We start from the raw sequence: 12,525 nt of genomic DNA, 5'->3' as shown, positions 1-12,525 counted from the left end.
TTACTCCTAGAGGCTGCTAGGCGGGGTATTCCCGCGTAAAAAGGGTTTAAGTACAGCCACTAACTTGGTGACATCGGCAGGCGCGAAGACACCGTCGATACCCTCGTGGGAGATGCTATCGAACGGGGGTTCGTAGAGTTTTTCCACGATGATGCTGCCATGCTGAGAGATGTAGTTTTTAAGCAGGTTCATAAAGCGCACCTGCTGGGCGGTGAGGCTGGGATGGGCGTGGAGGAAGCTCTTGAAATGTTCCTCGATGGCTTGCGCATCTAAGCCGATGATCTCGCGCACGGTGAGCTGGAGCTGATCTGCCGTGCGACCGTAGAACTCGTTCAGCACTTCCAGACTGACGCCGGGGTGGCTCGTGAGGATGGTCGACGTGAGTGTTTTCAGCTCCGGTTCTGCAATGGGTTCGCCCTTGTGGATTTTCTGCAGGGTCGGGTTAGCCGCGAGCATGCCGTCGAGAATGTCCTTGAGGCGACGGCGATAGATCATCGCTTCGCTGGCACCGGCGATGTACACCGCTCGCTCCCCGCCCTGCACGTTGTCATCCCTGGTTTTTGTGGTGTCTATACCGTACCCCGTGCTGGTTCCTGTTTGCCGGTATTTCATGATGCCGCGAAGTTCTTTGCGTGCGTTTTCCAGTTTGCCGATGCTCGGGTTCTGCCAGAAACCGGCGCTGCGCACTTCGGCAATCAGAACATCCTTCTGACGCACGGCCTGGATGTTGACCGCAAGCTTGTCCAACTCGGCCAGCAGGATGATCTTGCCATCATCGAAACAGCTGGCCTTCTCGACCAGGCAACGCTGGATGCCAGCAATCAACTTGTCCAACGCCGTGGCGTGTTTGTCGCGTAGCACCCGGGCCGACATCAGCGGGGCAATGGTATTGCTGAGCAGGTGCTGGGTTTTAGCATCGAACTGTTGCAACAGATTGGTTTGCTGCAACTGGTGGACGACACGGAGCTCGCGCTTCACCGCCACGCTGTTTTCCGGCAGGTCATTGATGTCTGCACGTAGCAGTTCAATGGCTGCGTCGAACGCTGCTGCATGATTCTGACGGAGTGCGGCCTGGGCAAGCTCCAGACGAGCTTCGAAAGTGGTTTGCAGCAGGGATTTGCCGCCGGTGTCATCCGGTTCCTGGTAATCCTGCTCGAAGAAATCGAAGTTGCCGTAGTGATCGAAGATCAGGAACTCGCTTTTATGTTTACCAGTGCCGAACAGATTAGGCCTCAAACGCGTGCCACGACCTATCATCTGCCAGAACTTGACCCAGGATTTGACAGGCTTGGCGAATACCAGGTTGACCACTTCCGGAACGTCGATACCGGTGTCGAGCATGTCTACCGAAATGGCGATGCGGAATTGGTTATCCGGCTTCTTGAATTCCTTGATTAGGGTGTCCACATGCGGAATATCGTTGTGGATGACCTTACAAACCTTGGCCCCATACTGAGGGTAGAGCTTGCAGAAGAGCTTTTCCAGATGCTCGGCGTGGTCCTGGCGTTGGGCGAAGACGATGGTCTTGCCGACCAGTGAACCGGTCTCATCCTTGATGCCGTTGTTAATCAGATTTTCCAAGATAATGCGATCGGTGTCCTCACTGAAAATCTTGCGACCAATGTCCTTGCCTGCAATGGTGGTGCGCTTGGCCTCCTCCTCGCCGAGGTCATCTTCCAGCTGGCGCTTCTGCTCATCGCTTAGGTCGTTGTAATGGATTCCGTCGCGCAGGAAGTCGGTGGTGAGGTCACGTACACGGAACGGTGCCAAGTAAGGGGGTTCGTTGTTGATGGCGGCATCCAAACCGAACTCGAAGGTTGGATCGGTGGTTTCACAGTCGAAAATATCAAAGGTGTTGCGGCTGATGAACTTCACCGGAGTGGCGGTGAGGCCAACCTGTAGGGCATCGAAGTAATCGAACAGGTCGCGGTACTTGTTGTAGATGGTGCGGTGACTCTCGTCAGCAATGATCAGATCGAAGAAGCCCACATCGAGCTGAGCGAAGCGGTTCATCATGCCCGGGTAGGTTGCGATATAGATACGTGCGGTTTGATCCACCTTGTTGGTTTCACCGATCACGCAGCGCGGCTCACTAGGCAGATTCTGCTTGAAGGCCTCATCAGCCTGCACGCGAAGCTCCTTACGGTCGCAGAGAAACAGCACCCGTTTGGCCCAACCAGTGCGCAGAAGCAGCTCGGCCAAGGCAATGGCCACACGGGTTTTTCCTGTCCCGGTGGCCTGGATGATCAGCGCCTTGCGGCGCTGCTTTTGGAAGTGCGCAGCAACAGTCTTGATTGCTTCAATCTGGTATGGCCGGTCGGCAATGCTCAGCTCGGGGTTGTGTTTTTCCAGCTCGGCGATGCGGTACTGACGCTGGTAGTTCAGGTATTCAAGGCTGTCCTTACTGTAGAGACCGTACACCGGGCGATAGGTGTTGTACTGCTTGTCGTCCCAGATGAAGGTTTCGTAGCCGTTGCTGTAGAAAATCACCGGGCGCTGCATGCCCATGCGCTCGAAGCCGTCGGCGTACATACGAGCTTGTTCGCGCCCTGCCTGCAGACTGACATTGCCGGACTTCTTGGCTTCGATCACGGCCAGGGGCTGACCGTTGTCACCCCATAGTACGTAATCCGCACGCCCCTTGCCGGACGTGTTTCCGGGGAAGTCGACTTCCACTTCATGGCCGACCTGAGCCGGGTTACTGACATCCCAGCCGGCCTGCAGAAGCATGGCGTCGATCAGCAGTGCGCGGGTCTTGGCTTCATTCCATTGCAGGCTGTCGGCAACTTTCTGACTCTGCTGCTGACGCTTTTGTTGATCTGGCTTGGCAGGCTGGTCCAGCTTGTCGAGGTTGCGGGTGCGCTCCTGCTCCAGCTTGTCCATAACTCGCTGCAGCTCTTCCTGCTGCTTCTGCAGTTCTTTCTCATAGGTGGAAACTGATTGCTGAAGCTGACTCAGCGCAGCGGTCGGATCCTTGACCTCAATGAATTCCGGCAGCGCCGCCTGAGTAACGCCGTAGTATTTTACAGCCATATACTTGGCAAGCTCATGCGCTGCATTCAAAGCCAGCTTGGCATTGCGCAAATCGCCCTCGCCACCATGAGCAGCGTCGTTACCCTGAATACGCAGGAAGTTAATCTGATAAACCAGCGATTTGCTGACGCAATCATTGAACACGGAGCCTTTCACCAACTCATAGAAGCTCGACTGCGGCATACGCGGCAGCAGTTCTTCTTTGTAGATGGTTTTGGTCAGCTCTTCGGCAAAGCTGCGTAACCGGGTGAGGGCGCTGCCGGGATCAATGTGCAGCACCGCTTCAGCAAGGCCAGCCAAGTTGGCCAGCAGCTGGTTGCCGGTGCGAAGGAACTCGAAGTTAAGTGATTTCATAAAGGCTATTCTGTCCATATCGATCCTATAGCGAGGACCGTGCCAGTTTTATTCGATGCCGTATTTATCCATCCAGTTGCTCAGCGTTTGCTGGCTTTTAAGGCCTAGCAGGCTGGCGGCCCGAGTTTTGTTGTTCCCAGTTATCGCAAGCGCCTTACGTATATACCGGACCGCAATTACAGAAATTATCTCTTGTACATCAATACCTTGCGAAACATCCGCGACTAATAAATCAGCATCTGTTTGTGGTAATTTGAACAGTGCCTGTTCGATATCGCTAGCAGCTATCAGATCACTTCGACACCATAGAGCAGCGCGGAGCAACGTGGATTGCAGCTCACGGACATTGCCACGCCAAGGGTGCTGAAGGATAAGATTTTTTGCTTCTGCGGAAATTTTCTTATCGCCGAGACTGGGGTCTTGGCTAGTAATACCAGACAATAACTTCTCAGAGAGCAAAAGCAGATCGCCCTCCCGCTCCCTGAGGGGCGGGAGGTGCAAAACGCCAACGGCAATACGGTAGAAGAGATCTTCACGGAAGCGGCCTTGTGCAACTTCCTGCATTAGATTGCGGTGAGTCGCAGTGATCAGCCGCACGTCAACTTTTAGTTCCTGACTCGCCCCAACTGGGGTGAAGGTGCCCTCCTGTAGCACTCGCAAGAGGCGTACCTGCACATGTGGCGTCAGTTCCCCGAATTCATCCAGAAACAGCGTACCGCCGTGTGCCTGCTGAAAAACGCCCGCCCGTTCCGCCACCGCCCCCGTGAAGGCACCTTTCTTGTGGCCGAACAATGTGGAATCGATCAACTCAGGAGCAATGGCGCCGCAGTTGACGGCGATAAAAGATCCCTCGAAACGCGGTCCAGCATTATGAATCGCTCTGGCAAACAACTCTTTGCCAGTGCCGGTTTCGCCGTAAATCAGTACAGGTACCTGCTTCAGTGCCAGAATCTGCGCCTGAGCCTTAAGAGCGAGCATGCGCTCGCTTTGCGTGACGATACTGTCGAAGGCGGCATCCACTGGCGCGTCTAGCCCTGCAAGCTGGAGGAGCTTATCGGTGCTGATCGCATTAGCCGCGGGCACATACTCAGCCGCGATTTCAAAGGGCACTTCAACTTGCTGGACGCCTTGCTCAAGGGAGGATTGGTAGAAGGTTGTCGGATAGCGAGTCTTACCCAAAAGAATCCACACCGCTTGCATGGCGGGTGTACCGGGGCTGAGCAGGATAGACAATTGAGCGCCTGGAACACTCAGACGTTTTAAATGCTGATTAGCTGCCTGGTAGATCTCCCCGAAATGGACCGGGGACGATAATTTTTCATAGTATGCAGTGATCGGCACATCGACCTGATGGCGGAGCCAGGCAAGATAGGGCTCAACGCGCTCCGCGGGATACGAGCAAAGCAACTGGACGCTATCGGCAGATACAGCTTTTAGCGTTGACAGAATTGGGCCAGCCTCACCGCCTGAAACTGCGTTGAGATCATTCCCGCCAACCCAACTGGCCAGCACACGTTGTTTTTTCACCACTGTCCATGTACTCCCGGCCTCCCTCTTGCCCATTAACAGGCTGGGGAAAAATGTGCTCTGGTTCGCGACTTGGATAGTAAACCATCAATCGTTTTGGGTCTTGATACGACGCAAAATCAGCAATCGACAAAAGGACTTATGCAAGACGAGATGAGTACAGTAAATCGAATGCCTAAGCGCAGGCTGCTATCGAGTCAAGAGCAAAGACGAACACAAGGATGGTGTTATATTAGGGAAATCTGGATTTCGTAACCCGACTTAAACTACATAATTGGCAGAAAATGCTAATAAAACAACTTTATGCACAATTATGGAGAAATTCATAATTTGTGAGAGGCTCGCCTATAGCTCCAATCCGGTACAAATGACTGGACAGGTTGAATGCAAGCGGAAAGGACAGGTCTATGCAATTACCTAAGTAGCCCGTGGTGAAAAGTCGCAACCTAGACGTGCCAGAACGCACGGCCTGTGTTTTGGTTGAAAGAGTTACATGGAGTTTCGCGCTGCGACCGCAGCAGGCTGAAACCGAGAATTCGACCCCGATGCTCGAATACAAATTTTATCTATAAACTAGTGCCAACCACGCTACGTAAGGAGCTGCTTTTCCAAAAAATCGGTCAATAACAGCTGCTCGTCAACGTCCACTGTTGCAAAGCTATTGATCAAAAATCAAACAACGTAACTAGTTTTAACGCTGAATCAGTTCTGCGAGAATGCGCCCTTAGGAGTTTTCGAAAACCAAAAATAAGGTCCGTTCGTGATATACAACCCGTTACCCGGCGAATATGTAGCATCAGGTATCAAAAGAGGCAACGAATCTATAGGTAACAATTATTCCAGCAAAGCTGAATATCTAATAAAAAACATACCTAGAAAAGATAGAAACTCACAAAGCGATGACGTGATATTTCCTAAGCTATTCATCGAACATGGTGTCACACGGGAAGTTCTTTACGAAAACACGATATTCCCTCTTACGAAAGCTTTTGGTCGCAACTTAATTAGAACTATTTATACACCAGTTCATTTTTGGAAAATATGTCTCGACTGCGTAGTTGAAAATGCGGAGCAATACGGCACAGCTTATATTCATTGCAGACATTTACCAACTACAGTTAGTGTTTGCAGCGTGCATGGATCTAAACTTTTTGACAAATGTCCAACCTGCTTAAAAAAAATAACAAAACATAAAATATGTGATTATATGAAGTGCTGCAATTCCTATAAATTCTCACCTAGAGAGGTTGGTTCAACAAAACATAGCTACTCCGTATTTACCAGCGAACTTCTTAAATATGACGGCAGACACTTCGAAGCTTATCACGTAAATAAAACAATAAAAACCAAGCTAAAATTAATGGAGATCATTAAATACGATGACGACTTTGAGTTATTGATAGAGCATACAAGAAAAGAACTAGGAATAATTTTGACACCCGAGTCGTTCTTTAGAACTAGTACCGATATCTGTTCTGCTATTGGGTTTCTCGCGTACCAAACGGCTGAGGCATACTTAAATGCTCTGAGTGACAAACCTGTTCGGATATCGATGATGGATGAGCTAAAGAAACGATAGATACGTATATATCAGTAGTTTGACTCACACACCATCCACGGATCAGTTATTTTTCTAATTTCGTTATCGGAGATACGCCGCACCCGGATTCCGGCGATACGCAAAACCGAAGTTAACCCATAATATTTATTTCGGTGACACTGTTCCATAGCCCATCTAATTTTCCGCACTTGATAATCATGTTCCGTTTCAATCAATCGCTGAATAACTCTCATACTTTTTGGAAAATTAGCGGGTTGACGCAAAAAATCAAAGTGGTAAGGTAAGCTCCTGACTATAGCCGACTTCGTAAGTTTTACTGGTTTTCCCTGTTGCAACATTATTTTACGATGGACGGTCACAAGATCTTCTGAGAGAACAGTATCCCTTACTTTCCAATCCACGCGCGGTTTACGAATCCGGCGATGCTGATGAGTGTTCAAGTAATTTTTGAGCCATCCCCGATCATTGTGATACAACCAATAATACCCAGTCTTTTCGTGACATCTCTCATGGCAGTCGCTGGTAAACAGTCGACGTCGTACAGCAATTTCCTTTTCGGAGGCTACTGTCTTTCTAGCTAAATTCGGAGCAGTGCTAGGAGTCCTCTTTTCAGGAGGTTCCGACTCATATGCACTCAGATCATCGAGCGTCGCACCCAATAACCAGCATAAAAAGTAAAAACGAAATGGTTGAACTGTTTGCCCACGAGGGCGCAAAAGTCGTAGTACCCAGCCACTATCGCCAATAACCGTTAGATAATCATTTTCCTGTGGAGCATCCCAAAACCTACGCTCCACATGGGCCTTGATCGCCTTTTCAATTAACCGATCTTTTTTGAGCATCCCCAACTCTAAGAGCCGCGATTTAAGGAACCCCTGATGCACCAAATCGGCTACATATGACGAGTGGCTAAGTCCCCAAAACTGCATTTCCGCAATGTGTGTGGCAACTCGGAGACCATATGTGTTCGTAACTGGCGTGCTGAGGCACTCACCAGGTAGAAGCATACAACGCCAGTCCGACCTACTAGGAAAATGTACAGAACGAAGGGCGCTTCCATGATGTGGGCAAGCACAGACACCCGCGGCCATGTGAATGCGATGCCAATAGGGCACCCCAAAGTCCTGGATGTCATCTTGTACACATGCTTCGCAGTACCGGAAAGACTCATGCTTCAGCAGCCCAGAGGCAGTAATCCCCATGCTCATTTTAAGTCCAGTCCCTATCCCCCCTTCCATCCACCGAACCGCTGACTCGTATTTGCCATCCTGTAGAAAGGGTTTGTAGAGCGGCAGCAAAGTTTGAGCCTCGACGAGCTCTTGGACAGAGTAAAGACCTCCTAATCGCGCCGATAGATGCCCAAGGCAGCACGGTAGAGTGGATCCACACGTCCGTGAATATGCCCCGAACAAATCCAAACTAGTTTTACGATAGCTATCATTGGCCATAGTTCGGTGGTAACGCACTGCGACACTGTAGAGCGACTCGTCCGGCAATGGTTTGGGGAAAGCCAACAAACGCTCCATCTCTTTTCCCCTGTATTAAGAGGGCTCACCAATCAGGCGTTTCATCAATCCAACCTCGCTTAAGCAGTTCTCCTTGTACATCCACATTTTTGTCAAGATGGACATTTTCAAGTGTATCGGTGGACACAGCAGCGACCGCCCTGCCTGGAGATTTGGGGATCGGTTGTTTGACCACCGAAGGAATAGCTTGCGCAACTAGAGCAAAGTCCGCCCGCTTAGCACGGCGTGCAAGATCATGGTTCATCATCTGAGTGACCTGATCTTTCGTAGGCATCATGTCTTCAAAGTCAGCGATTTGGAGCGGATCTCCACTACGTAAAGCTTCGATCGGCTTGTGGAGCATTCTCATCTGAGTATCGTAAACTCGTTGAAGCACGTCAGAACTGACGAATTCAAGCGCCTCGGATAACACATACCGCTGTGCCAGCATCAACAGCTTGACGAGGAAGTCTGTGTTGCCCTGAGAGAGGTCGTAGATTTTACTCAGGAGATTATCGTTCAGCGGCGTTGCGGATCCTGTCCAATCATATTCCCAGAGGCGAGTGACAAGAAGCTCCCAGAAAGGATCGCCCTCGCTGAACCTGTCAAAGGTAATCTCACCCATCCCTACGGCACGCCTAGCGTTTCGCAGCACACCAGAGAAAAGTGGCAGCATTGCATTTGTCCCAACATAAACCAGTGGGACACCTGCATCGTTTGAAAGCGTTACAAAGAAATTAAGTAATTTCTCCCGGTCTGTACCTCCACGCGAAGAGTTCAAATGCTGCATCTCATCAATGATCAGAGCCCCAACAAAAAAGGCTTTGCACAGTTGACTTATGTGCTGCAGCATCACGCTTACGCTGGACCGACTCACGCTGAGCGATGAGTATTTTTCAATGCCCAGTGCATTGTCTAGGGACGCAAAAAACGCAGCGCAAAACCCGCGCAACGACCCATCATGGGGACATTCGATTTTTAACCAAACCACCTGAGTTTGGATGAACACCTGACGCCCATACTTACTGTGGCTCACAACTTGTGGATAAAGTTTGGTAATCGCATCTAGAGCGGTTGTCTTACCCATTCCGCTCAACCCAATTAGTGTCATGATGTTGGCAGAGGACTTGAAACCAGCACGCCCTACGTTACCTAATGGAGCCTGACGGTACCTGACTGTTTCTTGACTGAATGGATTTCGGGCGGTGTAGCCATATCGGATCAACTGGCTAAAACAATCCTCTAGCTCCAGATGAATATCCAGCGGGATCACTACGTCTTTCAGCCTATTTATACCGTGCCCCCGCAATTTTGGGCTAAATTCGAGCTCCGCAGGAGTAGGCTTGGGTGGTAGATTCCCTATGCTTCGGACCACATCGATATCAGTAAGAATCGCCGGCAGGCATTCAATCAATGGATTCCCATCGTACTGCGGCATTCCTGTCTTCACGTAGGTTGCATTAGCAAAAGATGGAATGTTCATTCGTCCACCTCCTGAGTTTCACTAACGATCAGCTTGAGAAAAGCGGCACTCCTTACCGAACCGGTCTTTTGGCGAATTGGTGCTTGGCGTTCCACACGCGGCTGCGTGTTTTCGACAAACCGAAGCTGATTCAGATCAGCCGTATGGTTATCCCGCTCAACCTGCACTTCAGTGCTGCGCTTTTCCTGCTTTCTGCTTTTGAAGTCCGCTTTGGATTTCGGACTTCCCGCTCGATCCTTCTTGGCTTTGGCCTCACTGAGAATCGTTTCCTGGAGATCCTTCAGCTTAGCGGCGTCATTCAACGACTCAGATTTTGAATCTGGAGAAACCTGCCGAGTAATGCTGAGGATATCGACGACCTCCTCCATTCGGTAGCCGGCGTACCTTTTCGCCTGATGAGGGACAATGGTCATTGGTTGAAACTCGGCGCCATTTTTGATCCAACAGTTTTCAATTGAGTTCGGGTCGTACCAGACCCTGACATACCGGCTCTGGAAATTATGCGAGTGCGCAAGCCAGTTTTCCCGCTGAGCTAATTCGCAGGTGTAGAGAACACCTTGGAACTGGATCCCAGCGCGAGTAATGCGGCATTCCTGCGAGGGTAACAGCGCGATCTTTAACTCCGCCGGTGTGACAACCTTCGTGTTGACCATGTTGTGTTCCATCGCCCAATTCCAGATGTTGATTGGAGTAGGTTCAAGATCATCCGCCATCATCGCTGGCGTCAGCAGATGAGGAAGCTGCAGGCTCTTGTTATGAGCCAGTACCCCCGCGATGATCATTTGGGTGAACTCATCAAGATCTAGGATTGCGTCGAGCTCGTAGTCCCGGTCCCCCCGTTCCAGTCGCCGAGCATCCACTCCACCCGGAATGAACTTTAGATCCAGTCTTTCATTGATCAAACGAAAACGACTTTCGACGATACCTTTCCAATCTGGCCGGTAAGGCGGAGGTATATTTAGGACGGTGCCCAAGGTGTTACACATGACCTCACCAGCTTTACTGAGTAACTCTGCCCGGTCCGCGGTTAACTCGACAGGCAAATGGGAGCATGGCCACTCGGCCTCTTCAATATCAATCCCATATCGCTTACAGAATTCTTTTTTGGGGGTATATGCATTGAATAACGCATGCCTGGCGCCATTCCAACTTGGCCCTTCAAGGCCCACATGAATGCCGACAATCATCCGCGTATAGCTATCAACGACCACATATAGCACTGGCCGTCCAATCAGCCAGTTCCTATTAACTCGGTGGACGAGGTAGACATCTGCAATGGTTGAATCGATCTCGAAACGATGGCAGGGACCAGAAAGATCCTGAGCCGCTTCGCCAGACAGAGGCCTGTAATCTTTGTTCCAGCGAATCCCACCACGACGCCCCTTCAGGACATACAACGCATCAAAGAATTTTTTCCCGTTGTAGCTGAGCTGCCCCATACTGGGATGGCTACCCCTTACAACATCGCCCTTGGAGCCATCTGCGGCGACTGTTCTATAGAATCTATTCAACATCCAAGAGAAACAGTCTCGGATAGACCCGCACTTCCCGCTCGCATAACGGCTATACGCCAACTTGATCGCAGACAGGTGGCGCTCATTTAGAAGAACCGCACCGTCCTCAACGACGACGCCGCGATACTTTGGTCGACGTCCAGGGATGATGCCGGACTCTCGACTTTTAGGTTTACCCTTTCCACCGCAGTTGGATGTATTCCACAGGAAAGCATTTTTAACCTGTCCCATACTCCAATACCTAAACAACAGCCGATAGATTTGCTTTCTATCAACTCCCTTCACTTCGGCATGTTTTTTTACATCTGCACCGAAACTGGAGGTCAGAACATCTAGGGGTGACTTGCCTTCGACCATATCCTTGATTAAATTCCAGCTTTTCTCGCGACTGCTTTTTTCTCGATTGCTCAACTCATCTTCATGGCGAATCATAAAATGGAGCGGCAGTTCAACATTTAGAACCGAGGCCCCGCTTTCGATTTCTCCAGCAAGCAATTGCTTCTCTACCACCCAAGGCTTTCGCGGGTTAGAGGAAAGTTCGATGACGACAGCGTGATTGTCTCTAAACCCCAGAACCCTCACCGGGTGTTCCAGTAGCTGTGACCCTTCGCCAGGAGAAACGATGGCATTGTTTTTGAAATTAAGCATGACAGGTAACCTCACCCGAAGAGAATTCACTCAAGCTCATCACCTCCACATGCAGAGGCTTCGATAGCTCGATGATCTTTGAATTCAGGTCAATCCTCAGTCTCCCGACCCAAAGCATGTGGAAAAATAGGCACTTCACTGCCATGTATTCCATATACAGAGATTTCGCAATTTTGATCAAAAGGGTCTTCAACGGTATCTCATCGGTTCTCGCCGTGGAGATAACCTCTGCCATCCGATGTATATTTTTTTCAGTCATAATTACTGGAGAGATAAGCGCGTAGCTTCTAAGAATTAACAGATTTCTAATTCTGACCTGCGAAAGTCTTTCGTAGAGAACCAACTTCCACTCAATATTTCTTCTTGCCCAGAAAAGTCGCTCAATCTCGAGTTTTTCGAGCAATCTGTCCTGCTCGGTTTTCGAGGCTTCTTCGATCTCTTTTGCATACTTCATTGATCTCGCAACCAATCGTTCCTTACCCGCACTGTCCACCTGGGTGATTAGAAAATCAGTCGTTAGCACGAGAGGTACGGAAGTCCCAGGATAAACCGGCGGCCGGACGTTCAAGCTCGAGGCGATCGCATGGGTTTCGGCAGCAGACAGCAGGGGGAACTGCTCCCGAATATCAATGATTGACCGGTCATGCTCAAGTATCACGTGGTAGTGGTACTCGGCATTCGAAAGCAGGTGGTGAGCTCGATGGATCTTCACTCCTGGCACAATGTGCGAAGTACCGCGCGATGCAAATGCCCTCACCTTGATCCAGGGAATGTACTCTTCTCTGACCCCTTGGCCATCGCCGGCGGCTATCCGTTTATCTATCTTTTCCTGTGTGATGACCTTCGAGCGCACTGGCTTGCGAGGTGACAATTTAACCTGGCTCATCTGGCTAACCGGAC

7 protein-coding genes and 1 pseudogene are annotated in these 12,525 nt (G+C 50.3%); 1 reads left to right on the top strand and 7 read right to left on the bottom strand.

All coding sequences use genetic code 11. The features are described from left to right. Positions 1-6: 6 nt before the first annotated feature. Both ACM6IQ_RS27495 and ACM6IQ_RS27490 read right to left on the bottom strand, forming a co-directional pair. Complete coding sequence (locus ACM6IQ_RS27495) at positions 7-3,387, bottom strand: DEAD/DEAH box helicase family protein (RefSeq protein ID WP_414880371.1); 3,381 nt, start codon at positions 3,385-3,387, stop codon at positions 7-9. Positions 3,388-3,435: 48 nt separating this feature from the next. Next, complete coding sequence (locus ACM6IQ_RS27490) at positions 3,436-4,914, bottom strand: sigma-54 interaction domain-containing protein (RefSeq protein ID WP_414880308.1); 1,479 nt, start codon at positions 4,912-4,914, stop codon at positions 3,436-3,438. Positions 4,915-5,674: 760 nt separating this feature from the next. On the opposite strand from ACM6IQ_RS27490, the gene ACM6IQ_RS27485 reads away from it, so the two are divergent. After that, positions 5,675-6,493, top strand: coding sequence for a hypothetical protein (locus tag ACM6IQ_RS27485; RefSeq protein WP_414880307.1), 819 nt, complete (start codon positions 5,675-5,677; stop codon positions 6,491-6,493). An 11-nt stretch (positions 6,494-6,504) separates the two neighbouring features. Here the strand turns inward: ACM6IQ_RS27485 and ACM6IQ_RS27480 are convergent, their stop codons facing one another. From ACM6IQ_RS27480 to ACM6IQ_RS27460, 5 genes and pseudogenes are all read right to left on the bottom strand, one after another. Then, positions 6,505-7,317, bottom strand: a complete 813-nt coding sequence (locus ACM6IQ_RS27480) for a TnsD family Tn7-like transposition protein (protein ID WP_414880370.1) — start codon at positions 7,315-7,317, stop codon at positions 6,505-6,507. A gap of 216 nt (positions 7,318-7,533) precedes the next feature. Further along, positions 7,534-8,001: pseudogene (locus tag ACM6IQ_RS27475) on the bottom strand (TniQ family protein); the annotation flags it as partial. 25 nt (positions 8,002-8,026) lie between these two features. After that, on the bottom strand, positions 8,027-9,463 hold the full coding sequence (locus tag ACM6IQ_RS27470) for an ATP-binding protein (protein ID WP_414880306.1): 1,437 nt from the start codon (positions 9,461-9,463) through the stop codon (positions 8,027-8,029). Next, the gene (locus ACM6IQ_RS27465; RefSeq protein WP_414880305.1) at positions 9,460-11,625 is read right to left on the bottom strand and encodes a transposase; all 2,166 of its coding nucleotides are present in this window, start codon (positions 11,623-11,625) and stop codon (positions 9,460-9,462) included. The genes ACM6IQ_RS27470 and ACM6IQ_RS27465 overlap by 4 nt, the downstream gene beginning before the upstream one ends. Then, the gene (locus ACM6IQ_RS27460) at positions 11,618-12,511 is read right to left on the bottom strand and encodes a TnsA endonuclease N-terminal domain-containing protein (protein WP_414880304.1); all 894 of its coding nucleotides are present in this window, start codon (positions 12,509-12,511) and stop codon (positions 11,618-11,620) included. The genes ACM6IQ_RS27465 and ACM6IQ_RS27460 overlap by 8 nt, the downstream gene beginning before the upstream one ends. Positions 12,512-12,525 lie beyond the last annotated feature (14 nt).

It is taken from the genome of Pseudomonas sp. IT-P100 (assembly GCF_949767185.1).
Lineage (GTDB): Bacteria > Pseudomonadota > Gammaproteobacteria > Pseudomonadales > Pseudomonadaceae > Aquipseudomonas > Aquipseudomonas fluorescens_B.
The sequence above is the reverse complement of the archived record's forward strand: the minus strand, read 5'-3'. Positions and strand labels throughout refer to the sequence as shown.